A 22,602-nucleotide genomic window follows, 5' to 3' on the forward strand; every position below is an offset into this window, starting at 1 on the left:
GCCTACTATGAGCCGCATGGCCCGACCGCGCAAGCCCCTCCTCAGCAGAGACCGCATCGTCGAGGCGGCGAGCGCACTCGTGGACGCCGAAGGGCTCGACGCCGTCTCCACGCGCCGGCTGGCAGCCGTACTGGGGGTCAGCGGGCCCTCGCTCTACAACCACTTCCGCAACAAGGACGAGATCCTCGACGCGGTCGCCGACGCCGTCTCCATCCAGGTCGACCTGTCGATGTTCGAGGCGTCGGACCCCCGCGACTGGAGGGAGGCCCTGCACGACTGGGCGCTCTCCTACCGGGCCGCCCTCGCCGCGCACCCCCACATCGTGCCGGTCCTCGCCCGGGGGCCAGGGCGCCGCCCGGCGGGGCTGCGGGTCGCCGACGCCGTGTTCGGGGCGATGGTGGGGGCGGGGTGGCCGCCCGCCCAGGCCACCCGGATCGGGGCCCTGATGCGGTACTTCATCACCGGGTCGGCGCTGGGCTCCTTCGCCGGCGGGTTCGTCGACGACGAGAGCGCGTACGACCCGTCCGACTACCCGCACCTGGGCCAGGCGCACCTGCTGGCCGACCACCGCCGCCAGGTCGACGAGGGGGCCTTCGAGACGGGGCTGCGGGCGCTGCTGGACGGGCTGGCGATTCAGTACGCGGAGTACGCGCGGCCGGTGGGCGAGGCGACGGCCACGGTTGGGCCGGCACCGGACCGTCCTTGACGCATGCTGGCCCCCGGGCGCCTCGGTATCCGGATCGGGCGGGGGTGGCGGGCTTCCGTCCTCGGACGCCGGACGGGCCGGGGGTGGCGGGCGTCGATGGGGGCGCGCGCACGGGCCGGGGGTGGCGTCGATTGACGGTCCCCGACAATTCGGTGAGGGGCCGAAGCGGTTCGGCTATACGGTCGTGGCCATGACGACGCCCCCGACAGCCCCGCCCCCCTCCGCACCCGCCCGTTCCTGGCGGGCCACCGCCGCCGCCTGCACCACCGTGGTCCTGTGGGCCTCCGCCTTCGTCTCCATCCGCAGTGCGGGCGAGGCCTACTCCCCCGGCGCGCTGGCCCTCGGGCGGCTGCTGGCGGGCGTCCTGGTGCTCGGGGCGATCCTCCTCGTACGCCGGGAAGGGTTGCCCGGCCGGGGGGCCTGGCGCGGGATCGTCACGTCCGGGGTGCTGTGGTTCGGGCTCTACATGGTGGCGCTGAACTGGGGCGAGCAGGAGGTCGACGCCGGGACGGCGGCGATGCTGGTGAACATCGGGCCGATCCTGATGGCGCTGATGGGCGCCAGGATGCTCGGCGAGGGGTTGCCCCGCCGTCTGCTGCTGGGCATGGGCATCTCGTTCTCCGGCGCCGTCGTCGTCGGCCTCGCGATGTCCGGGCACGGCAGCTCGTCCGTGCTGGGCGTGGCGCTCTGCCTGCTGGCCGCGGTGGTGTACGCGCTGGGGGTGGTGAGCCAGAAGCCGGCGCTCGCCTACGGTTCCTCGCTCCAGATCAACACCTTCGGCTGCCTGATCGGCGCCGTCGCCTGCCTGCCGTTCACCGGGGTGCTGATCTCCGAGGCGGCCGACGCGCCGATGTCCGCCACGCTGAACATGATCTACCTGGGCGTCTTCCCGACCGCGCTGGCCTTCACAACCTGGGGCTACGCGCTGGCCCGGACCACCGCCGGCCGGATGGGCGCCACCACGTACGCGGTCCCGGCGATCGTGGTCCTCATGGCGTGGGTGCTGTTGGACGAGGTGCCGACCCTGCTCGGCGTCCTCGGCGGGCTGCTCTGCCTGGCAGGGGTGGCGGTCTCCCGGAGCCGTCAGCGGACCGGGCCCACGCGCGGAAATCCGGCCCGGCCGGCGGAGGGAGACCGTCATGACGCGGAGTACCGGGTCGCACGGCGACCGTAGCGACCGCAACGGGACGCCGCATCCGCCGAGCGCCGGGGAGATCGCGCTGTTCGACCCGCTCCTGGTTCAACGGGGCCGGGGTGGAGCGGGTGAGGGGATTCTGCACGACCGGTGAGTACGTGGAGTGCACGCACCAGGCGCCCGGGTTCGAGCGGATGCTCCCCCGGGACGGCATCCACCTGGTGACGTTCCGGGTCTCCGTCTCCCGCAACGAGCCCGGGACGGTGGTGAGGAGCAACCAACGACAAGGAGCGGGCCCGGCTGGAGGCGATCCGGCACGTGCGGACCGCGTCGACCTCCGGGCAAGGACCCGGAGTCGGTCGGAGTGCCGGACCCGCTGACCGTGGGCCCGGCCTCCCGGCTGTTCCAGGAGGGCGAGATGACGCCAGGCTACTGAGCCCGGTGACGTCGACGCCCCGGACCGCCGACTACTGTCAGCGCTCTAGAACACCACCAGCGCCCGGCCGCCCTTGCCCGCGATCATGTTGTCGAAGGCGACGGGGATGCCGTCCAGGGCGATGCGTTCGGTGACCATCATCGACAGGTCGAAGCGGCCCGCGCGGATGTGGTCGGCCAGGGCCGGCAGATCGCGGGCCGGGTCGCTGTTGCCGTAGACGCAGCCCGTCAGGGACCGGCCCCAGTGGAAGATCTCCAGGGCGTTGAAGGTGACCTCCTGGTCCTTGCCGCCGATCCCGACGACCGTCGTACGCCCGCCGCGCCGGGTGGACTCCCACGCGGCTCTGATGGTCGCGGGCCGGCCGACGCACTCGACGGCGACGTCCGTGCCCTGGCCGCCGGTGAGTTTCCGGATCTCGCGCGGGGTGGTGGCGGAGGCGATGACGTAGTCGGTCGCGCCGGCCTGCCGGGCCAGCTCCTCCTTGGCCGGGGAGACGTCGACCGCGATGATCCGGGAGGCGCCCGCGATCCGGGCCGCCTGGAGCACGGCGAGGCCGACGCCGCCGATCCCGAAGACCACGACGCTCTCGCCCTCGCGGACCCTGGCGCTGTGGTGGATCGCCCCGTAGCCGGTGAGGACCGCGCAGCCGAGGAGGGCGGCGTCGGTGAGCGGGATGCCGTCGGGGGCCGGGAGCACGCAGTTCGCGGCGACGACGGTCTCCTCCGCGAAGGCCGCCACGTTGAGGCCGGGATGGAGGTCGGTGCCGCCGGCCGTACGGGCGTGGAGGTTGGCGGTCCCCTTCAGGGCGTCGGCGCAGAGCCAGACCTCGCCGATCCCGCAGTGGAAGCAGGCCCCGCAGGAGGGCGCCCAGTTGAGGACCACGCCGTCGCCGGGGGCGACATGGGCGACGCCCTCGCCGACCGCCAGGACCGTACCGGCGCCCTCGTGGCCGAGGACGGCGGGCACCGGCACGCGCATGGTGCCGTTGGTCAGGGACAGGTCGGAGTGGCAGACGCCCGCCGCGGCGAGCGCGATGCGCACCTGGCCGGGTCCGGGCTCGGGCAGGACGATGTCGGTGATCTCCAGCGGAGCTCCGACGGCGGGCAGTACGGCGGCGCGGACCACGAACAGGCTCCTTGTCGTGAAGGGCTTACGGGGATCAGAACTGGAGCGACTTGGTCTGGAGGTATTCCGCCAGACCGTGCGGCCCCAGCTCGCGGCCCACGCCCGACTGCTTGTAACCGCCGAAGGGGGCCAGCGGGTTGAACCGGCCGCCGTTGATGTCGACCTGTCCGGTGTCCATCCGGCGGGCGAAGGCCACCGCCTCCTCGTCGTCGGCCGCCCACACGGCTCCCGCGAGCCCGTACACGGTGTCGTTGGCGATACGGAGGGCGTCGTCCACGTCCTCGTAGCGGAGGATCGAGACCACCGGACCGAAGATCTCCTCCTGGGCGATGGTCATGTCCGGAGTGACGTCGGCGAAGACGGTCGGGCTGACGTAGTAGCCGGACTCCAGCGGCGCGGCGGGGCCGCCCGCGACCAGCCGGGCACCCTCGTCCACCCCCTTCTGGATGTAACCCAGCACCCGGGCCTGCTGCTTGGCGTTGACGAGCGGGCCGACCCGCTCGCCGGGGGCGTACTTGAGCACGGCATGGGCCGCCAGCTCCACGGCCTGCTCGTACCGCTCGGAGTCGACCAGCATCCGGGTCCAGGCGCTGCACGTCTGGCCGGAGTTGGTCATCACGTTGGCGATGCCGACGTTGACCGCCTTGGCGAGGTCGGCGCCGGGCAGGATCACGTTGGCGGACTTGCCGCCGAGTTCGAGGGCGACGCGCTTGACGGCGCCTCCGGCGGTCGCGCCGATCCGCCTGCCCACGGCGGTCGAGCCGGTGAACGAGACCAGGTCGACGTCCTCGTGCTCGGCGAGCGCCTGGCCGGCGACCGGGCCGAGGCCGGTGACGAGGTTGAAGACCCCGGCGGGCAGCCCGGCGGCCTCGGTGGCCTCGGCGAAGAGCTGGGCGGTGAGCGGGGTGTCCTCGGCCGGCTTGAGGACGACCGTACAGCCGGCGGCGAGCGCGGGGGCGACCTTGGCGACGATCTGGTGGAGCGGGTAGTTCCAGGGGGTGATCGCGCCGACGACGCCGACCGGCTCCAGCAGGACGGTGGAGTTGCCGATCCTTTCCTCGAAGGCGTACGAGGCGGCCAGTTCGGCGTACGAGGCGGCGACCATGACGGGCACGGCGGCGTGGACCATCTGCGAGAGCGGCAGCGGCGAGCCGAGCTCGGCGGTGATCGTCTCGGCCAGCTCGTCCTTGCGGGCGGCCAGCGCGTCGCTCAGGGCGGAGAGACGGGCGGCGCGCTCGGCGGGCGGGGTGGCGGCCCAGCCGGGGAACGCGGCGCGGGCGGCCTTCACCGCGGCGTCGACGTCCTCGGCCGTGCCCGCCGGCACGTGGCCGATGAGCTGCTCGTCGGCCGGGTTCACGACCGCGATCGTGTCCCGGCCGACGGCGGGCCGCCACGCGCCGCCGATGTACATCTGGTCGTGGGCCTTCATGGCTGTTTCCTCCCGGACGGGCTGTGCCGGCGCTCTGGCGGGTGCGAGGTGCCCTCGCACCCGCCCAAACTAGCGCCGTTAGTTTTCTGGCGCCAGGGAGCTCCCGGAGACGCCGGTCACGCCGGGAGGCGCGCGCCGGCCCGAAGGGATGGCTCAGCCGTCCAGGCCGGGCACGTCCTGCGGCAGCGGGCAGATGCGGCGGCCGTAGTGATCGAAGACGTACAGGTGTGCCAGGTCCACCAGCAGCGGCACCTGACCGCCGGTCCGCAGCCGCATGTCGGGGCCGGTGCGCACCACCAGGTCGCCGGAGATCACGGAGGGCCGGTCCGGGGTGCGGACCGCCGTCGGGTCCGGGGCGGGTTCGTCGAGGGTGATGACCGGGCCGCTGATCCGCGCCCCGGCCCGCCCCTTCAGCCGGTCCAGGACACTGGGACCGCCGTGGCCGCCTTCGCCGCCCTGCACCCCGAGGCTGCCTCGGCCGCCTCGGCCGCCGCCGGAACGGCCCGCTGCGGCCCTGCGGCGGCGGGGCATGGCCCGGGGCTGGGCCGATTCGAGGTCCGGGACGATGGCGGCCTGCGAACCGGTGTTGAGGTGCACCAGCGCCTCGTGCCCCTGGTACTCGACGTGCTCGACGATCCCGCTGAGCGCCACCTCGCCGGGGCGGGCGTGGCTGGGCGGGGCGATCCGGACCGCCTCCGAGCGCAGCCCGACGATGATCCGGCGGCCTTGCTGGATGCGGAGCAACTGGTGGTCGGGGCTGAGGGGTTCGGGCAGGGCGAGCCGCTGCCGACCGAGGTCGATCGACATCCGCCCCTCCAGCGGGGCGTGGACGACGGCCTGGAGGAGGTTGATCCGCGGGGTGCCGATGAATGCGGCCACGAAGACGTTGTCGGGCAGCGCGTAGACCTCACGGGGAGGGCTGACCTGTTGGAGGACGCCGCCGCGCATCACGGCCACCCGGTCCCCGAGGGACATCGCCTCGGCCTGATCGTGCGTCACGTACACGGTGGTCACCCCCAGTTCCCGCGTGAGCAGGGCGATCTCGGCGCGCAGATGGTTGCGGAGCTTGGCGTCCAGGTTGGAGAGCGGCTCGTCCATCAGGAAGACGGAGGGCCTGCGCGAGATGGCCCGGCCCATCGCCACACGCTGGCGCTCGCCGCCGGAGAGCTGAGCGGGGTAGCGGTCGAGTACGTGCTCGATGCCGAGCATCCGGGCCGTGGCCTCGATCCGGGCGCTGTTGTCCTCGCGCGGGTTCTCCAGCTTCAGCGGAAAGCCGATGTTGGCGCGGTTCGTCATGCTCGGGTACAGCGCGAAGTTCTGGAACACCATGGCCATACCGCGAGTCCGCGGCGGGAAGTGGTTGGCGAACTCGCCGTCGAGCAGCAGCTCGCCCTCGCTGATCTCCTCCAGGCCCGCGATCATGCGCAGCACGGTCGACTTGCCGCAGCCGGAGGGGCCGAGCAGGACGACGAACTCGCCGGGGTCGATGGAGAGCGTGAACCGGTCGACGGCCCGCCGGTCCCGGCCGTAACTCTTGCTGACGTGGTGCAGGGAGATGGCGCGCGTCATGAGGTGTCCCCGGGATGAAGGTGTGCGTCGCGGTGGGGAGCGGCTGTGGGGGAAGTTAGCCCACCGGGCGAGGTGTGGGAATGACTCGCGCGAAGGTTGGGACGTGTGAGACGTACGGGGTTGGGTGGGGCGGGTGGTTACGTTGCTGGGCGGGGCGGCGCGACCGTTGCTGGGCGGGGCTGGTGCGTCAGGCGCGGTTCCGGTCCCGTTCGCGTACGGGCGCGCGCTCCGGCGGTAGGGAAGTGGCCCCGGCCCCTCGTCCGCCGCGCAGGCCCAGACCCGCCGCGGCCAGCGACAGGCCTCCAGCAGCGCGAACGGGGCCGACGCCCCCGCCGTACCCGCGATCAGGCCCGCGGCGGCGGGGGCGTCGGCCTGGCCGAGCCGGTGACGATGCCCACCGGTGCGGGTGACATCAGATCGTGCCGAAGAGGATGCCCGCCCCGAGCACCACGAGCGAGGTGAGCACCGCCCACTTGACGGTGAACCGGGTGTGGTCGCCGAACTCCACCTTGGCCATTCCGACGAGGACGTAGACGGCGGGGACCAGCGGCGAGGACATGTGCAGGGCCTGGCCGGCCAGGGAGGCGCGGGCGATCTGCAGCGGGGAGACGCCGTGGGCCGCGCCGGCCTCGGCGAGGACGGGGACGACACCGAAGTAGAAGCCGTCGTTGGACATGAAGTAGGTGAGCGGCAGGCTGAGCAGACCGGTGACGATGGCCATGTGCGGGCCCATCGCGTCGGGGACTGCGCCGACGACCCAGTCGGCCATGTTCTCGACCATACCGGTGCCGGTGAGGACGCCGGTGAAGACGGCGGCGGCGAACACCATGCCGGAGACGTTGAGGACGTTGTCGGCGTGGGCGGCGATCCGGGCCCGCTGGTCGGGCATATGGGGGAAGTTGACGGTCAGGGCGAGGGCGGCGCCGAGGAGGAAGAGCACCGGGATCGGCATCAGTTCCATGATCATCGCCGTCAGCAGGGCGGCGGTCAGACCGGCGTTGAACCAGTAGAGCCTGGGCCGCAGGGTGGGCCGGTCCGGGTCGAGGCCCTTCAGCTCCTCGTCGTCCCCGTCCGCGTTCTCCTCGCCGTCCGGGAGGCCCGCCGCACCCGCTCCCGAGCCGCCGGAGCCCTTGCGCGGGCGGTCCTCGCCTGCGCAGCCCGCCCCCGCAAGGACGGCCTCCTGCTCCGGCTCCCGTACCAGCGCCTCGTCCAGCGTGAGCATGCCCAGACGCTTGCGCTCGCGCAGGCCCAGCACGTACGAGAGCAGGAGAACGGCGAGCAGTCCGACGGCCAGCGCCGGGATCATGGGGACGAAGATCTCGGAGGCGTCCAGCTTCAGCGCGGTCGCGGCCCGGGCGGTGGGGCCGCCCCAGGGAAGGGTGTTCATGACGCCGTTCGCCGTGGCCGCCACACCGGTCATCACGACGAGGCTCATCTTGAGGCGTTTGTAGAGCGGATACATCGCCGAGACGGTGATCATGAAGGTGGTGGAACCGTCGCCGTCCAGCGAGACGATCGCGGCGAGCACCGCCGTACCGACGACGATCCGCATCGGGTCCGCCTTGCAGAACCGCAGGATGCCCCGGACGATCGGGTCGAAGAGGCCGACGTCGATCATCACGCCGAAGTAGACGATGGCGAACATCAGCATGGCGGCGGTCGGCGCCAGGTTGCCGACGCCGTCGATGACGTAGTCGCCGAGCTTCGCTCCCTGCCCGACGGCCACACAGAACAGTGCGGGGATCAGTACCAGCGCCGCGATCGGCGACATCTTCTTCGTCATGATCAGGACCAGGAAGGTCGCGATCATGGCGAAGCCGAGGATTGTCAGCATGGGGGATACCTAACGTTCATCCTTGGACTCCCACCGGTCTCGGCGGTCGGTCCGGACGACGTTAGGGGCCTCCCAGAAGAGTTAACAAGACGTTGACGCGTGAGCAATACGAGCAAAACCCCAGGTCAACGTAGTGGTGTTAACGCGAGGGGGTGACGGAGACCGGAATGGCGTTCAGCACGGCCGTGCCGGACAGCGGGTCCAGGAGAGTGCCGTCCAGCAGCTGGTTCACGTTCACCCCGGGGTGGGCGGCGGCCACCGACATGCGGGTGCCGGGACGGCTGTGGCCCCAGCCGTGCGGGAGGCTCACCACTCCGCTGCGCACGGTGTCCGTGATCTCGGCGGGGGCCTCGATCCCGCCGCCCGCCGACTCGATCCGTACGGTGGCGCCGTCCACGAGCCCGAGGCGGGCCGCGTCGTCGGGGTGGATCTGGAGGGTGCAGACGTTGGACCCGCCGCTGAGCGAGCCCACGTTGTGCATCCAGCTGTTGTTGGAGCGCAGATGGCGGCGGCCGACGAGGACGAGCGGGGCGGGCCTCTCGCCCAGCGCCCGGCGCAGGCGGGGCAGATCGGCGGCGATCGGGGCGGGAAGCAGTTCGATGCGGCCGGAGCGGGTGCGCAGGATCTGCGGCAGGCGGGGCTTCAGCGGACCGAGGTCGATGCCGTGCGGGTGGGCGAGGAGCTGCTCCAGCGTCAGACCGTAGGGGCCGAGGCGCAGCATGAGGTCGAGGCGGCGTTCGGGGCCGCTTCCGCCGGTGAGCTCGTCGGCCAGCCCCTTCGGGGCGCCCGCCTTGGTGATCGCGGTGGTGATGGCGAGGTCGTCGACGGCGGACGGCGGGGCGCCGTGCATCCCGCTCACCGCGAGGATCAGCCGGGCGTGGATCTCGCTCTCGTCCATCCGGCCTTCCTCCAGCGGTACGGGGGCCGGGGTGTAGCGGACCTGGTTGTGCACGGCGAAGGAGTTGAAGGCGAAGTCGAAGTGGGCGCTCTGCGAGGGCGGCGGCGGGGGCAGGACGACGTCGGCGTGGCGGGAGGTCTCGTTCAGGTACGGGTCGACGCTGACCATGAAGTCGAGGTGACCGGCGAGCGCCGCGTCCAGCCGGTCGCCGTCGGGCGCGGAGAGGACGGGGTTGGCGGCGAGGACGACCAGGACCCGGATGCGGCCCTCTCCCGGGGTCTCGATCTCCTCGGCCAGGGCGGCGGTGGGGAGTTCGCCCTTGGCCTCGGGGTGACCGGAGACGCGGCTCGCCCAGCGGCCGAGGGCGAAGCCCTTGCCGGGGGCGGCGCTCTTGCCGGGGGCGGCGGGGCGGGGTGCGCGGGCCGTCGCGGAGAGGGGGAACAGCGCGCCGCCGGGGCGGTCGAGGTTGCCGGTGAGGATGTTGAGGACGTCCACCAGCCAGCTGGCGAGGGTGCCGTGCTCCACGGTGCAGCTGCCGATCCGCCCGTAGACGGCGGCGGTGGGGGCGGCGGCCAGTTCGCGGGCGAGGGCGGTGATGGTGGCCGCGTCCACATCGCACGCGGTGGCGACCGCCTCCGGGGTGAAGTCGGCGAGCGCGGCGGCGAGTTCGTCCGTCCCCTCCAGGTGCTCGGCGAGCACGCCGGGGTCGGTGAGCCTCTCCTGGAGAAGGACGTGGGCCATCGCGGCGAGCAGCAGGGCGTCGGCTCCCGGCCGGATCGCCACGTGCCGGTCGGCGAGCCGGGCGGTCCGGGTGCGGCGCGGGTCGATGACGGTGAGGGTGCCGCCGCGCCGCCGCAGCGCCTTGAGCCGGCCGGGGAAGTCGGGGGCGGTGCAGAGGCTGCCGTTGGATTCCAGCGGGTTGGCGCCGATCAGGAGGAGGTGGTCCGTGCGGTCGAGGTCCGGTACGGGAATCGCGTTGGCGTCCCCGAAGAGCAGCCCGCTGGAGACGTGCTTGGGCATCTGGTCCAGGGTGCTCGCGGTGAAGACGTTGCGGGTGCGCAGGGCGGCGAGGAGCAGGGGCGGGTAGAGGGAGCCCGCCATGGTGTGGACGTTCGGGTTGCCGAGGACGACTCCGACGGCCTGCGGACCGTGGGCCTCGACGAGGGCCGGTACGCGGGCGGCGATCCGGTCGAACGCCTCGTCCCAGCTCGCCTCCCGCAGCGCCCCGTCCTCCCCGCGCACGAGCGGGACGCGCAGCCGGTCGGGGTCGGCGTCCACACCTGCGAAGGACGCCCCCTTGGGGCAGATGAAGCCCCGGCTGAAGATGTCGTCGCGGTCGCCGCGCGCACCGGTGACGGTGGTCCCCTCGATGGTGAGCGTGAGGCCGCAGGTGGCTTCGCAGAGGGGGCAGATACGCGGTGCGGTACGGGATGCGTGGGACATGGGGCCCTCCCCGGGGCGACGGCGGTGACGGCGCTGAGAGCACGCGGCTGTGGCCGGGCGGGTGGACGAGCGGCCCGGCACCGCGAGCATACCGACCGGTACGCATGGTGGGGAGGTGCTGGAGGCTGGCACTTGGCGCCCACCCCTGCGAGGCTCCGCCCGCACCCCGCCCCCTCAGTCCAGGATCTGCGCGAGGTACGCCCGTACCAGCGTCCTGGTCTCGGCGACGATCGCCGGGTCGCCCGACGGGTCCGTACGGAAGGCGAGCTGGAGCAGCGCGTCCGCCGCCTCGACGCTCACCAGGATGGCCCGCAGCAGCTCCGGCCCGGGGTGCCGGCCGAGGTGTCCGGCGAGGAGGTCGGTGAGCCGGCCCGCGAGGCGGCGGTTGGCGTCGTCCGACGCCTCCTCGGCGGGCGACGGGGGCCCGAAGTCGACCAGGGCGAAGCCGGGCACGGTCCGCTTCATCGCCAGGTACTCGTCCAGCACCGCGTCGATCGCCCCGCGCCAGTCGTCGGCGGGGAGGGAGCCGAGCCGGGCGGTGATGCGCTCGGCGTAGAGGTCCAGGTTGCGCAGCGCCAGAGCGTCGACGAGGGCCCGTTTGTTGGAGAAGAAGCGGTAGACGGAGCCGATGGGCACCTCGGCGCGCAACGCGACGTCACGGGTGGAGAGCTGCTCGTAGCCGGTCTCGTCGAGCAGTCCGGCGCAGGCGTCGAGTATCCGGGCGAGCCGGTCGGCGCTGCGCTGCTGCACGGGGGCGCGGCGGAGGTTCGGGTTCGGATGGGGCACGGATCCCATGATGCCGTGGAGCTTCCGGGCGCCGTCCGCAGCCCCTCGGATGCCGCCCCACGCCCCGGACCGGATGCCCGGACCCCCGAATGGCGTGATCCAGGACGTTGACGCGCCCGTCTCGTATTCCTACGGTGTCCCATAGGATTCGTTGTCCGGCGGATCCATGGGCTTCACGGTCACCGGGAGTGCGGGATGAGCGGCATCGAGCAGGCGAGGAAGACGGCGGAGGGACTGACGTACTCCTCCGGTTTCGGCAACGAGCACAGCTCGGAGGCGGTGCCGGGGGCACTGCCGCACGGCCGCAACTCCCCCCAGCGCGCGCCCCTCGGTCTCTACGCGGAGCAGCTGAGCGGCTCTGCCTTCACCGAGCCCCGCGCCGACAACCGCCGCTCCTGGCTCTACCGGATCCGCCCCTCCGCCGTACACCCGGCCTTCGCCCGGACCGACAACGGCGGCCTGCGCACGGCGCCCTTCACCGAGGCCGTGCCGGACCCGAACCGGCTCCGCTGGAACCCGCTCCCCGGCCCCGCCCCCGGCACCGACTTCGTCAGCGGGCTGTGGACCCTGGGCGGCAACGGTGACGCGACCCAGCGCACGGGCATGGCGGTGCACCTCTACCACGCCAACTGCTCGATGACCGACCGGGTGTTCAGCGACTCCGACGGTGAACTGCTGATCGTCCCGGAGCGCGGCGGGCTGCTGCTCCGCACCGAACTGGGCCTGCTGCGCGCCGAACCGGGCCATGTCGCGCTGATCCCGCGGGGCGTCCGCTTCCGGGTGGAGCTGCTGGAGGAGACCGCACGCGGGTACGTCTGCGAGAACTACGGCCGCCCGTTCGTGCTCCCGGACCTCGGGCCGATCGGTGCCAACGGCCTGGCGCACGCCCGGGATTTCCTGGCCCCCGTCGCCGCGTACGAGGACGACGACCGGCCGGTGGAGGTGGTCAACAAGTTCTGCGGGAACCTCTGGTCGGCGACGTACGACCACTCCCCGCTCGACGTCGTCGCCTGGTACGGCACCCACACCCCGTACGTCTACGATCTGCGCCGGTTCAACGTCATCGGCTCGATCAGCTACGACCACCCCGACCCCTCGATCTTCACGGTGCTGACCTCGCCGTCCGACACCCCCGGCCTGGCCGGTGTCGACTTCGTCGTCTTCGCCCCGCGCTGGCTGGTCGGCGAGGACACCTTCCGGCCGCCGTACTTCCACCGGAACGTGATGAGCGAGTACATGGGGCTGATCGACGGCGCGTACGACGCGAAGGCGGACGGCTTCGTGCCCGGCGGCGGCTCGCTGCACAACATGATGTCGGCCCACGGGCCGGACCGCGAGACCTTCGACCGGGCGAGCGCGGCGGAGCTGAAGCCGCAGAAGATCGAGGACGGCCTGGCCTTCATGTTCGAGACCCGCTGGCCCATCATCGCGACCCCGCAGGCGGCCGGGGCCGGTCATCTGCAGCACGGCTACGACGACGTGTGGCAGGGTCTGAGCCGCAACTTCCGGCCGTAGAGACGGGCCAGACGGCCGGAGGGGCCCGGAGGGACGGGACGGGGACGACGTGACGGAGAGCCATGAGACGACGACCGACGCGGGGACTGCCCAAGCGGGGGCGCGCGGAGACGCGGCGGCACGGGCTGAGGCCGGAGCCGAGGTGAACCGGGCACCGCTCGGTGCCACGGAGGCCGGGGCGAGGCCGGGGGCCGGCGTGAACCCGGTGGGCCGCGCGCACGCACCCGCCTTCGCCCCCGACTCGCTCGTCCTCAACCGGAAGCTGCCGCTCTGGTATCAGGTCTCCCAGTCCCTGCGGGCCTCCATACTCGGCCGCCCGCAGGACGCCTCCCCGCGGCTGCCCACGGAGGAGCAGCTCGCCTCGCACTACGGGGTCAGCGTGCTCACGATGCGGCAGGCGCTCAAGGAGCTGGAGACGGAGGGGCTGATCAGCCGGCACCGGCGGCGCGGCACGTTCATCGAGCCGCGCGCCCGGCGGGTCTCCCCGGTCCGGCTGCTGGGTTCGGTCGACGCGATCGTCGCCCAGCAGTCCGGGGAGGCGACGACGGTTCTCGGCCACGGGGCGGTGCCGGTGCCGGGCGACCTAGCCGAGTTCTTCCCGGACTGCGGCGAGGTGGTCAGCTACCGGCGCCTGCGCCGCGACGGCGAGAGCGACGAGCCGACCAACTGGGCGGAGAACGCGGTACGCCCCGACGTCGCCGCCCGTATCGCCGTGGCCGATCTCGAACGCTGGCCGATGACCAAGGTGCTGCGCGATGTCGTCGGGGTCAGGATCTCCCGGATCACCGACACGGTGGAGGCCCGGCTCGCCGACCCGGTCACCGCCGAGCTCCTCCAGGTCCCGCTGCTCAGTCCGATCCTGCACTACACGGGCGTGACGTACGACGAGGAGGGGCGCGTGGTGGATGTGGCCCGGATCCGCTACCGGGGCGACCGGTTCTCGTTCTCCGTGACGGTGGAGGCCCACTAGGGTCTCTCGTCCGCATCAGGCCGGCCCCCGCGAGCTCGGCCTTATCCGCCGGACACGCCCCGGCCTCCATGGGCCGCGGTGGCGGATTCGCCCGGTCCGGCGGCGATCGAGGGCAGGTGGTGGTGCTCCCTCGCGACCACCACCTGGTCCTCGGCGTAGCAGACTCGCCGCTCGCCCTTCGGCGGGTTGAGCCTGTTCCCTGGTCCCCGGTCCGGGTGCGGGCGATGTCGTGCCGACGGTAGCCGATCGCGCATGCGCCCCGGTCCCGCGCGGCGGCGACGAGGCAGCGCGACCAGCCCGAGCACTGCTGGGCGGTCGATTCGGCGCATCACTCTCACCGAACGTTAAATTGATTGGACTAGACCAAGCCCCCGTGTGCACACTCTCTGCTCGACCCCGCCCGACAGGGCCCGGCCTGCGCCAGGAGAGGCACACATGCCCGTCATCGAGGTGACAGATCTCGTCAAGGAGTTCAGCCGACCCAAACGGCTGGAGGGCACCTTCGCGGGCATCCGCACGCTGCTGACACGCGAGCAGACCGTCCAGCGTGCCGTCGACGGTGTCAACTTCAAGGTCCAGCAGGGCGAGATGGTCGGCTATCTCGGCCCCAACGGCGCGGGGAAGTCCACCACCGTCAAGATGCTCACGGGCATCCTCGTACCCACGTCCGGCACGGTCACGGTCGCCGGCGCCACACCCTGGCGAGACAGATCCCGCAACGCCCGCCGGATAGGCGTGGTCTTCGGCCAGCGCAGCCAGCTCTGGTGGGACCTGCCACTGCGCGACTCGCTCTGGCTGATCAGCCGTCTCTACGACGTGCCGCAGGACCGGTTCCGCGAGAAGCAGCGGCAGTTCAGCGAGGTGCTCGACCTCGGTCCGTTCCTCGACACCCCCGTCCGCCAGCTCTCTCTGGGCCAGAGGATGCGCGGCGACCTCGCCGCCGCGATGCTCTACGACCCGGACATCCTCTACCTGGACGAGCCGACCGTCGGGCTCGACCTCATAGCCAAGGAGCGGATACGCACCTTCGTCGGGGAGCTGAATCGCGCATCGGGTACCACGGTCGTGCTCACCACCCACGACCTCGACGACGTCGAGGAACTGTGCGACCGGATCATCCTCATCGACCACGGCAAGGTCGCCTACGACGGCGCGGTGGACGAGCTGAAGACCCGCTACGCCCCGCACCGCGAACTCGTGGTGCAGACCGACCGGCTGGAGAGCGTCGAGGGCGCGGAGGTCGTCCGCCGGGAGGGCGGCAAGGTGTGGCTGCGCTTCGACCCCGTCCGCACACCACCCGCCGAACTGGTGGCCGCGGTGCTGGCGCAGCACCGGGTGACCGATCTGTCGATCGTGGAACCCGAGCTGGAGAGCGTCATCCACCGGATCTACGCGGATCGCGGATGACCGCCCCGACGGCCCGCGCCGCCGCGAAGCAGCCACTTGGCACGCTGCTGCAGGCACATCTCGCCTGCGCCCGGATGGAGTTCCGCGCCGCCCTCACCTACCGCACGGCCTATCTGTCGTCCTTCGCGATGATGCTCCTCCATATCTGGTTGCTGACGGTGGTCTGGAAGGCCCTCTACGACGGCCGTGAGGAGGTGGACGGACTCAGCCTCACCACCATGACGGCGTACGCGACACTGACGACGCTCCAGTACCAGCTCGTCAGCCCGTGGCGGTCCTCCCCCATCGACCAGCGGGTACGGGAGGGCAAGGTCGCCGTGGACCTGGTGCGGCCCATCGGCTTCCCCGGGCAGATGCTCGCCGGCCAGCTCGGGTGGGCATCGGCGGCGGTCCCGGTCCTGCTGGTGGCACTGCCGTTCGCCCTGCTGATCGGCGCGGGCCAGGCACCCGCCTCGGCGGCCGCGGGGTTCGCCTACCCCGTGGCGCTGATCGGCGCGCTGTTCGTGAACCAGCTGCTGGGGCTGCTGCTCGGCATGGTCTCCTTCTGGACCCTGGAGGTGAGCGGCGCCCTCATGGCCTACCGCTTCGTCGCACAGTTCTTCTCCGGAGCCCTGGTCCCGTTGTGGTTCATGCCCGGCCCGGTCAGGGCGGCCGCGGAATGGCTGCCCTTCCAGGCCACCGCGTACACCCCGGCGGCCGTCTACCTGGGCCAGGTCGAGGGTGCCGGCATCGCGGCCGCCCTCGGGGTCCAGCTCGCGTGGATCGCCGCGCTCGGCGCACTGACCGCGTTCGTCTGGTCGCGCGCCCGGCACCGCGTCATGTCGCAGGGGGGATGAGGGGCGATGCGAGGTCCGCGTGTCTATCTGCTGCTGGCCGGTGCGGCGTTCCGCGCCGAGTTCCAGTACCGGGGGAACCTGTTCATCAACATCATCGGCGGCCTGTTCTACCAGGGCGTCGGACTGGCCTTCATCTGGGCGGTACTGGACCGCTTCGGGCAGGTCGGCGGCTGGGGACTGGCGGAGATCGCCTTCCTCTACGGAATCAGGCTCACAGCGCACGGCCTGTGGCTGCTCCCCGGCCACCAGCTGATCCACGTCGACGAGGTCGTCATCGAGGGCGAGTACGACCGCTACCTCGTCCGTCCGGTGCCGCCGCTGGTCCAGCTCCTCACCCGCAGGGTGCGGCTGAGCTCGCTCGGTGACCTGGTGGGCGGACTGGTTCTCCTGTCCATCGCCTCGGCCTCCGCGCCGGTCGACTGGTCGCCGGGAGCCGTCTGCTTCCTCCTGCTCGCGGTGGTGGGCGGTGCACTGGTGGAGGGTGCCCTGCAACTGGCCGCCTCCGCACTGGTCTTCAGGATGAAGAGGGTCTCCCCCATCAAGTTCGCCATCGACATGATCTTCAGCGACTTCGGCAACTACCCGCTGAAGATCTTCGGCCCGATGGCCGGCTTCGGGCTCACCTTCGTCTTCCCTCTGGCCTTCGTCGCCTATCTGCCGGCGACCGTGCTGATGGACAGGGAGGAGGAACTCGCCGTGCCCGAATGGCTCGCCTGGGGCGCTCCGGGCATCGGCGTCGTGCTCATGTACACCGCGTACCGCTTCTGGGAGCGGCAGTCCCGCCACTACGAGAGCAGTGGTCACTGAGCGGACCACCGCCGTCAGCCTGTCGGCACGACCTCCCCACCGCGAGCCGGCATCCCGGCGCAGGCCCTCGCCAGGGCCGCCTCGGTCAGTGCACGGGCGCCGACTCGTGGACCGCCAAGGCCTCGATGCCGGTCATGCCCCGCCCCGTCCGGGCTGCATGAAGCTGCTGACCGGTACGCCTTGACGATCCAGGTGAGCGACTACTCGATCCAGCTCGATCCGGAGCTCCGCCAGACACTGGACCGCTCATTGGTCTGCACCTGCCTGGGTCTCGCGCCTCCGTGTGAGCGTTACCGATGTCATGGCCAGCAACAGCTAGGGGGCACCCGGCCCCGCCGTTACGATGCGAACGGGTCACGGCGGACAGGGCCTGCGGACAGGGTCAGGGGCAGCGGACTGGGGAGGACGGCTCGGTGGCAGCGCGCAGGACGGCGGCGACGGCAGCGGCCGGATCGGGCGAGGACCCGCAGTCCGTGGAGCTGGACGAGCTGATGCCCTGGTCGGTGCGCCCCCTGAGAACCGGCCGCTCCTGGGTGAGCGGCCCCGACCCCACGGCGCTCCGGGCCCGTTGGGAGCGCCTGGCCGCCGCCGAGGGCGCCGAGCAGGAGCGGCTGTTCCGCCCGAGCCGCTCCCGTACGCCGCACACCCCGGTCGCCGCGCTGCCCGGCCGGTCCACCGGCACCGGCCGCTTCGCCCGCGAACCGGGCGCCTGCCCCGACCCCGTACGGATCGCGCACGGCCCGTTCGACGAGCAGTGGCTGCTTCCCGACCACCGGCTGATCGACGCGGCCCGGCCGGAGCTGTGGCGGGTCGGCGACGAGCGGCAGCTCTTCGCGGTCGAACACCGCTACGTGCCCAGGACCGCCGGGCCCGCCCTGTCGGTCACCCACCTGCTCCCCGACGGGCACTCCCCCGCCGGACGCCCGGGCCGGATCCGGCCGCTGTACCGGCGGCCCGACGCCGCCGACCCCAATCTGGCACCGGGCCTGCTGGACGTACTGCGTACGCGGCTGGGGCCGGAGGAGACCGCCCCCGAGTCGGTGCTGGCCTGGGTCAGGGCCGCCGCCCTGTCCTCGCCGTCCGGCTGCCGGGTCCCGCTGCCCGCCGACGCCGAGGTGTGGGCGGCCGGGGTGTCGCTCGGCCGGGAGCTGGTACGGCTGCAGCTGCGCGGGGCCCGGGGCGGCGAGCGGCCCCGGCTGCCGGGCGGGCGCAGGCCGTATGTGCGGGCGGCCCTCCCGGCCCGGCCTGCCGGGATCATGTACGACGCGGAGGCCGAGGCCCTGGTCATCGGGGATGGCCGGATCTCGCCAGTGCCTGTGGGAGCCTGGCAGTTCACGGTGAGCGGCGTGCGGGTGCTGGAGCTCTGGTTCGAACGCCGGGCGGCGGCAGCGGTGGGCGCGACGCCCGAGGGGACGGCCCCGGACGGGCCCGAGGGAACGGGCCTGGATGCGGTCGGGGCGCGCGGGTGGACCCCGGAGTGGACCTCGGAGCTGCTGGAGCTCATCACCGTACTGGCGCTCCTGGACGGGTTGCGGCCCCGGCAGGAGGCGTTGCGGGCCCGGCTGGAGCGGGCGCCCCTGATCTCCCGGGACGAGCTGCGGGCGGCGGGGGTGCTGCCGGTCCCGGCCTCCGTACGGCGGCCCGCCTCGGTCCTCGGCCACCAGGAGGAGGGACCAGAGGGGCAGTTCGCGCTGCTGTGAGCCTGCCGTGAGGGACGGGAGTGGTACATGCGCCGGTCACAGGGTAAGCACGGGGCCATGAACACATCGCCACTCCCCCTCGACGGCATCACCGTGGTGGCCGTCGAACAGGCCGTCGCCGCCCCCTTCGCCACCCGACAGCTCGCCGACCTCGGCGCCAGGGTCATCAAGGTGGAGCGCCCGGACGGCGGCGACTTCGCGCGCGGGTACGACACGGCGGCCCGCGGCCTCGCCTCGCACTTCGTCTGGTGCAACCGGGGCAAGGAGTCCCTCGCCGTCGACCTGAAGGACCCACGCGGCCTGGCGGTCGTGCGTGAACTCGTTTCCGGGGCCGACGTGTTCGTACAGAACCTGGCCCAGGGGGCGGCGGCCCGGCTCGGGCTGGACGCCACCACGCTCTGTGCGGCCCACCCGCGGCTGGTGGCCGTGGACGTCTCCGGCTACGGGGAGAGCGGACCGTACGCGCACAAGCGGGCCTACGACATGCTCGTGCAGTGCGAGGCGGGTCTGGTCTCCGTCACGGGGACGGCCGATCAGCCGGTGAAGGCGGGCATTCCGGCGGCGGACATCGCGGCGGCCATGTACGCGTTCTCCGGCGTACTGGCGGCGCTGCTGCGGCGGGGTACGACCGGGCGCGGCGGGCCGGTGGAGGTCTCCATGCTGGACGCGCTGGCCGAGTGGATGGGGCATCCGCTGCACCAGGGGATGCACGGCGCCCCTCCCCCGCCGCGTACGGGGCTCGCGCACTCGGTGATCGCACCGTACGACGCCTACGGCACGGCCGACGGCGAACAGGTCCTGCTCTCCGTGCAGAACGACCGGGAGTGGCGACGGCTCGCCGAACAGGTACTCGCACTGCCCGGGTTGGCCGACGACCCCGACTTCGCGACGAACACGGCGCGCACCGCGAACCGGAAGCGGACCGACGAGGTGGTGGGGCGGGCGCTGGCCCGGCTGACGGGCCAGGAGGCGCTGGACGCACTGGACGCGGCGGGCATCGCCTGCGCCCGGCTGAACACGGTGGCCGACGTGGCGGCGCACCCGCAGCTGGCGGCCCGGAACCGGTGGCGGGAAGTGGAGTCACCGGTCGGGCCGTTGCGGTCGCTGCTGCCGCCGATCACGCTGCCGGGCGGCCCGGAATCTCGGATGGGAGCCGTACCGGCGCTGGGTGAACACACCGATGCACTGCTGCGAGCCCTGGGGATGACGGACGAGCAGACATCGGCGCTGCGCCGGGACGGAGTGATCGCCTGAGCCACCCCGAGCGGTGGGGTGCCCCGAGCGGCAGGGCCGCCCCGAACGGCGGGCCGGCCCAGTGGTCGACGTGCGTCGGTCAGTGGCGGCTGCCGAAGAGCGAACGCCGCAGTCGCCGCAGCGGCGCGAAGAGCGACACGCGGGCGCTCCTGCTCCGGCGGGTGTGCGCGGCATCACGTGAGGTCAGCTCGCGCATCAGCAGCGTCGCCTCCGCCGACTCGCGCTGCGGGACGACAGGGCCGCCGAGCACCGCGAGATGGCGGTCGAGGCGCGTACTGGTCGCACCGCTTCCGCATGTGATGGCAGGCACCCGAGGCCTGCTCCGCACCGTTATCTGTTCCATGTCACTCCCCACCCGTACGAGGGCACCCGGTCCGGGCAGGTTAACCCTATCGCCCCACGGTGACACACGGGTATCCCGCCCACAGGATCGAGCACACACATACGGAGGTTGACGACCAGTTACCGAATCAGCCCGATTCCAGGGCGACTTCGGACAGTTCGGATGGATTGTTCGACGGTACGGGAGGCCCCGACGGCCGGGACCTCCCGTACAGGGGGCCGGTTCGCGGTGTACCTCGCCTGTCAGGCGGCCGACTTGAAGGCGGGCAGATAGCCGCCCGACTGTCCGGCCGCGGTGGGGTGATAGGACTCGCCGATGTTGAGCCAGTTCACGCTGTGCAACCAGGGGTTGCTCGAGCAGATCTCGTGTCCGGTGAAGGTCGTCCTGACGTCACCGAAGGTGAAGCCGTGGTCGGCGGCGCGCTTGGCAGTGGCGGCGTTCAGGTAGTCGGAGGCGCCGTTGATGGCGGAGCGCTCCTTCTCGCTGAGGCCGGCCACGCAGCCGCCGTTGAGCTGGTAGAAGCGGGGGTAACCGAGGACGACGACCCGGGCGGAGGGCGCCTTGGCCTTGATGGCGGAGTACACGGAGTCGAGGCGGCCGGGCAGGGTCGAGTCGACGTAGGCGCGGGCGGTGGCGATGCGGCTGAGGCAGGTGGCCTCGGACTGCAGGACACAGGTCGTCATGACGTCGGCGAAGCCCGCGTCGTTGCCGCCGACGGAGATCGAGACGAGGTCGGTGGAGGCGTTGAGCGGTCCGAGCTGACTGCTCGTGACGTCGTTGGTCCTGGCGCCCGAGCAGGCGGTGAAGGCGAAGCTGGACGGGGAGTTGGCGGCGGCCCAGAGCCTGGGGAAGGCGCGGGTGCTGCGCTTGCAGTTTCCACTGGAGCTCTCGTAGCTGCCGGCACCGACGCCGGAGGAGTACGAGTCACCGAGGGCCACGTAGTCGACGGCCTGGACGGAGGAGTCGGCGTTCGCGATCCCCGCACCGGTCAGGGCGAGGGCGGCACCGAGCAGGAGTGAGGACGAGAACGCCACGAGTCTGGACATTTTCATGGAGGGCTCCTTGAGCAGGGGGTATCTGCCTACTCCGTAGTAGCAGCGCACTCGTTCTTCTGGAAGTGTTCATGCCAAAAATAAGTGGTGAGTGCTTCCGCCCGCCCCCGGAGACTCAACGCACGCGCCTTGCGGCGCCGGTGTCGTAGCGTCACCTCCTGCGCCCGCAGGTGACGGCGCGTCCGGCGCCGGGAGGCGGGGCGGACCGGTGAAACCTGGGTGCACGGGGTGGTCCCGTGCCGGATCATGTGCGCCATGTCTGCCAACCCTGAGTCCGCGCTGCCGATCCGGCTCACCGTCGACGACAGCGACTCCCCCTCCGACGTCGTCGACGCGCTCTTCCTCGGCCGCTTCGCGACGGGCGAGCAGCCGTACTCCCACAGCTCCTCCCTCGACCGGGTCAAGGCCGCGGCGACCCTGCTGCCCCCGCGCGCCTCGGTGCTGCGGGCCGCCCGTGACGACGACCGCAGCGCCACCCTGGCCGAGGGCGACGGCTGGACCCTGCTGGTCTCGCGGTGGAACCGGGGCGCGGACGTCACCGTCACCGCGACCAGCCCCGAGCTGGCGGAGACGATCCTCGGGCAGGCGACCGACGGTGCCCAGGACGAGCCGGAACCGCGGCCCGACAACGTGACCATGGGCTTCTGGTACGTCTCTCCGCGCCGCGGCCCGTACCGCACCACCCGGCAGATCAGCGCCGGCAGCTGGGACGAGGTGCGCCCCAACTACACCGCACCGGTGGCCGATGCCATGGACCGGCTGATGAAGGTCACTCCGGACGACATCGCGGGCCGGCTGCTCCTGCTGCACGGGCCGCCCGGCACCGGCAAGACGTCCGCGCTGCGCACCCTGGCCCGCTCCTGGCGCGACTGGTGCCAGGTCGACTGCGTACTGGACCCGGAGCGGCTCTTCAACGACGTCGGCTATCTCATGGACATCGCGATCGGCGAGGACGACGGCACGGCGAAGGGCCGGTGGCGGCTGCTGCTCCTGGAGGACTGCGACGAGCTGATCCGGGGCGAGGCCAAGCACACCGCGGGCCAGGCGCTGTCCCGGCTGCTGAACCTGACGGACGGCCTGCTCGGCCAGGGCCGCAACGTGCTCGTGGGGGTCACCACCAACGAGGACCTGGAGCGGCTGCACCCGGCGGTCGTCCGGCCGGGACGCTGTCTGGCCCGGATCGAGGTGGGCGCGCTGACGCGCCAGGAGTCGGTGGCCTGGCTGGGGACGGAGGAGGGCGTGAGCCGGGAGGGCAGCTCGCTCGCGGAGCTGTACGCGCTGCGCCGGGGGATCGGCCCCGCGTCGGTGCCGAAGCAGGACGCGGGGGCGGACGCGGGGCTGTATCTGTAGCCGGTGC

Annotated in this window: 18 protein-coding genes and 1 pseudogene; 11 read left to right on the top strand and 8 right to left on the bottom strand. The window is 72.2% G+C overall.

Annotation, left to right across the window (positions count from 1 at the left end; genetic code table 11):
* Window positions 1-16 precede the first annotated feature (16 nt).
* The 3 genes and pseudogenes from ABZ154_RS02985 to ABZ154_RS02995 form a co-directional block, all read left to right on the top strand.
* The gene (locus ABZ154_RS02985) at window positions 17-706 is read left to right on the top strand and encodes a TetR/AcrR family transcriptional regulator C-terminal domain-containing protein (RefSeq protein ID WP_356828455.1); all 690 of its coding nucleotides are present in this window, start codon (window positions 17-19) and stop codon (window positions 704-706) included.
* A gap of 190 nt (window positions 707-896) precedes the next feature.
* Window positions 897-1,880 carry a DMT family transporter gene (locus ABZ154_RS02990; RefSeq protein ID WP_356828457.1) on the top strand — a complete coding sequence of 328 codons (984 nt, stop codon included), beginning with the start codon at window positions 897-899 and terminating at the stop codon, window positions 1,878-1,880.
* A 19-nt stretch (window positions 1,881-1,899) separates the two neighbouring features.
* Window positions 1,900-2,411 (top strand): annotated as a pseudogene (locus tag ABZ154_RS02995) (polyphosphate kinase 2); the annotation flags it as partial.
* Here the strand turns inward: ABZ154_RS02995 and ABZ154_RS03000 are convergent.
* From ABZ154_RS03000 to ABZ154_RS03025, 6 genes are all read right to left on the bottom strand, one after another.
* Window positions 2,323-3,402 (bottom strand): Zn-dependent alcohol dehydrogenase, encoded by a 1,080-nt coding sequence (locus tag ABZ154_RS03000; RefSeq protein ID WP_356828459.1) that lies wholly within the window; start codon window positions 3,400-3,402, stop codon window positions 2,323-2,325. The pseudogene ABZ154_RS02995 and the gene ABZ154_RS03000 overlap by 89 nt on opposite strands.
* Before the next feature lie 34 nt (window positions 3,403-3,436).
* A complete protein-coding gene (locus ABZ154_RS03005) occupies window positions 3,437-4,831 on the bottom strand; it encodes an aldehyde dehydrogenase family protein (RefSeq protein ID WP_356828461.1) in 1,395 nt (464 codons plus the stop codon).
* A 153-nt stretch (window positions 4,832-4,984) separates the two neighbouring features.
* Window positions 4,985-6,400: an ABC transporter ATP-binding protein gene (locus ABZ154_RS03010; RefSeq protein WP_356828463.1), complete on the bottom strand. Its 1,416-nt coding sequence runs from the start codon at window positions 6,398-6,400 to the stop codon at window positions 4,985-4,987.
* Between the two features lie 412 nt (window positions 6,401-6,812).
* Complete coding sequence (locus tag ABZ154_RS03015) at window positions 6,813-8,234, bottom strand: citrate:proton symporter (protein WP_356828465.1); 1,422 nt, start codon at window positions 8,232-8,234, stop codon at window positions 6,813-6,815.
* 139 nt (window positions 8,235-8,373) lie between these two features.
* Window positions 8,374-10,575, bottom strand: coding sequence for a molybdopterin oxidoreductase family protein (locus tag ABZ154_RS03020; protein ID WP_356828467.1), 2,202 nt, complete (start codon window positions 10,573-10,575; stop codon window positions 8,374-8,376).
* A gap of 174 nt (window positions 10,576-10,749) precedes the next feature.
* Window positions 10,750-11,370 carry a TetR/AcrR family transcriptional regulator gene (locus tag ABZ154_RS03025; protein WP_356828469.1) on the bottom strand — a complete coding sequence of 207 codons (621 nt, stop codon included), beginning with the start codon at window positions 11,368-11,370 and terminating at the stop codon, window positions 10,750-10,752.
* A gap of 186 nt (window positions 11,371-11,556) precedes the next feature.
* Here ABZ154_RS03025 and hmgA point away from each other — a divergent pair, with 186 nt between their 5' ends.
* From hmgA to ABZ154_RS03060, 7 genes are all read left to right on the top strand, one after another.
* Window positions 11,557-12,876 (top strand): homogentisate 1,2-dioxygenase, encoded by a 1,320-nt coding sequence (gene hmgA, locus ABZ154_RS03030; protein WP_356828471.1) that lies wholly within the window; start codon window positions 11,557-11,559, stop codon window positions 12,874-12,876.
* A 196-nt stretch (window positions 12,877-13,072) separates the two neighbouring features.
* The gene (locus tag ABZ154_RS03035; protein ID WP_356828508.1) at window positions 13,073-13,846 is read left to right on the top strand and encodes a GntR family transcriptional regulator; all 774 of its coding nucleotides are present in this window, start codon (window positions 13,073-13,075) and stop codon (window positions 13,844-13,846) included.
* Window positions 13,847-14,281: 435 nt separating this feature from the next.
* Complete coding sequence (locus ABZ154_RS03040) at window positions 14,282-15,253, top strand: ATP-binding cassette domain-containing protein (RefSeq protein WP_356828473.1); 972 nt, start codon at window positions 14,282-14,284, stop codon at window positions 15,251-15,253.
* Window positions 15,250-16,089, top strand: coding sequence for an ABC-2 family transporter protein (locus ABZ154_RS03045; RefSeq protein ID WP_356828475.1), 840 nt, complete (start codon window positions 15,250-15,252; stop codon window positions 16,087-16,089). The genes ABZ154_RS03040 and ABZ154_RS03045 overlap by 4 nt, the downstream gene beginning before the upstream one ends.
* A 6-nt stretch (window positions 16,090-16,095) precedes the next feature.
* Window positions 16,096-16,896: an ABC-2 family transporter protein gene (locus tag ABZ154_RS03050; protein WP_356828476.1), complete on the top strand. Its 801-nt coding sequence runs from the start codon at window positions 16,096-16,098 to the stop codon at window positions 16,894-16,896.
* A 413-nt stretch (window positions 16,897-17,309) separates the two neighbouring features.
* Window positions 17,310-18,596 (top strand): type ISP restriction/modification enzyme, encoded by a 1,287-nt coding sequence (locus tag ABZ154_RS03055; protein WP_356828477.1) that lies wholly within the window; start codon window positions 17,310-17,312, stop codon window positions 18,594-18,596.
* A gap of 57 nt (window positions 18,597-18,653) precedes the next feature.
* Window positions 18,654-19,850: a CaiB/BaiF CoA-transferase family protein gene (locus tag ABZ154_RS03060; protein WP_356828479.1), complete on the top strand. Its 1,197-nt coding sequence runs from the start codon at window positions 18,654-18,656 to the stop codon at window positions 19,848-19,850.
* 79 nt (window positions 19,851-19,929) lie between these two features.
* On the opposite strand, the gene ABZ154_RS03065 is transcribed toward ABZ154_RS03060, so the two are convergent.
* Window positions 19,930-20,193, bottom strand: a complete 264-nt coding sequence (locus ABZ154_RS03065; protein ID WP_026242095.1) for a hypothetical protein — start codon at window positions 20,191-20,193, stop codon at window positions 19,930-19,932.
* A 242-nt stretch (window positions 20,194-20,435) separates the two neighbouring features.
* Window positions 20,436-21,245, bottom strand: coding sequence for an SGNH/GDSL hydrolase family protein (locus tag ABZ154_RS03070; protein WP_356828481.1), 810 nt, complete (start codon window positions 21,243-21,245; stop codon window positions 20,436-20,438).
* A gap of 255 nt (window positions 21,246-21,500) precedes the next feature.
* On the opposite strand from ABZ154_RS03070, the gene ABZ154_RS03075 reads away from it, so the two are divergent.
* On the top strand, window positions 21,501-22,595 hold the full coding sequence (locus tag ABZ154_RS03075; protein ID WP_356828483.1) for a DUF5925 domain-containing protein: 1,095 nt from the start codon (window positions 21,501-21,503) through the stop codon (window positions 22,593-22,595).
* Window positions 22,596-22,602: the final 7 nt, after the last annotated feature.

The organism is Streptomyces sp. NPDC006261 (assembly GCF_040613515.1).
Taxonomy (GTDB): Bacteria; Actinomycetota; Actinomycetes; order Streptomycetales; family Streptomycetaceae; genus Streptomyces.

Bases quoted from the DNA above. Each gene is read 5' to 3' on its own strand.
- ABZ154_RS02985 (WP_356828455.1), top strand. From the start codon at position 17: ATGGCCCGACCGCGCAAGCCCCTCCTCAGCAGAGACCGCATCGTCGAG.
- ABZ154_RS02990 (WP_356828457.1), top strand. From the start codon at position 897: ATGACGACGCCCCCGACAGCCCCGCCCCCCTCCGCACCCGCCCGTTCC.
- ABZ154_RS03005 (WP_356828461.1), bottom strand. From the start codon at position 4,831: ATGAAGGCCCACGACCAGATGTACATCGGCGGCGCGTGGCGGCCCGCC.
- ABZ154_RS03010 (WP_356828463.1), bottom strand. From the start codon at position 6,400: ATGACGCGCGCCATCTCCCTGCACCACGTCAGCAAGAGTTACGGCCGG.
- ABZ154_RS03015 (WP_356828465.1), bottom strand. From the start codon at position 8,234: ATGCTGACAATCCTCGGCTTCGCCATGATCGCGACCTTCCTGGTCCTG.
- ABZ154_RS03020 (WP_356828467.1), bottom strand. From the start codon at position 10,575: ATGTCCCACGCATCCCGTACCGCACCGCGTATCTGCCCCCTCTGCGAA.
- ABZ154_RS03025 (WP_356828469.1), bottom strand. From the start codon at position 11,370: ATGGGATCCGTGCCCCATCCGAACCCGAACCTCCGCCGCGCCCCCGTG.
- hmgA (WP_356828471.1), top strand. From the start codon at position 11,557: ATGAGCGGCATCGAGCAGGCGAGGAAGACGGCGGAGGGACTGACGTAC.
- ABZ154_RS03040 (WP_356828473.1), top strand. From the start codon at position 14,282: ATGCCCGTCATCGAGGTGACAGATCTCGTCAAGGAGTTCAGCCGACCC.
- ABZ154_RS03045 (WP_356828475.1), top strand. From the start codon at position 15,250: ATGACCGCCCCGACGGCCCGCGCCGCCGCGAAGCAGCCACTTGGCACG.
- ABZ154_RS03050 (WP_356828476.1), top strand. From the start codon at position 16,096: ATGCGAGGTCCGCGTGTCTATCTGCTGCTGGCCGGTGCGGCGTTCCGC.
- ABZ154_RS03060 (WP_356828479.1), top strand. From the start codon at position 18,654: ATGAACACATCGCCACTCCCCCTCGACGGCATCACCGTGGTGGCCGTC.
- ABZ154_RS03065 (WP_026242095.1), bottom strand. From the start codon at position 20,193: ATGGAACAGATAACGGTGCGGAGCAGGCCTCGGGTGCCTGCCATCACA.
- ABZ154_RS03070 (WP_356828481.1), bottom strand. From the start codon at position 21,245: ATGAAAATGTCCAGACTCGTGGCGTTCTCGTCCTCACTCCTGCTCGGT.
- ABZ154_RS03075 (WP_356828483.1), top strand. From the start codon at position 21,501: ATGTCTGCCAACCCTGAGTCCGCGCTGCCGATCCGGCTCACCGTCGAC.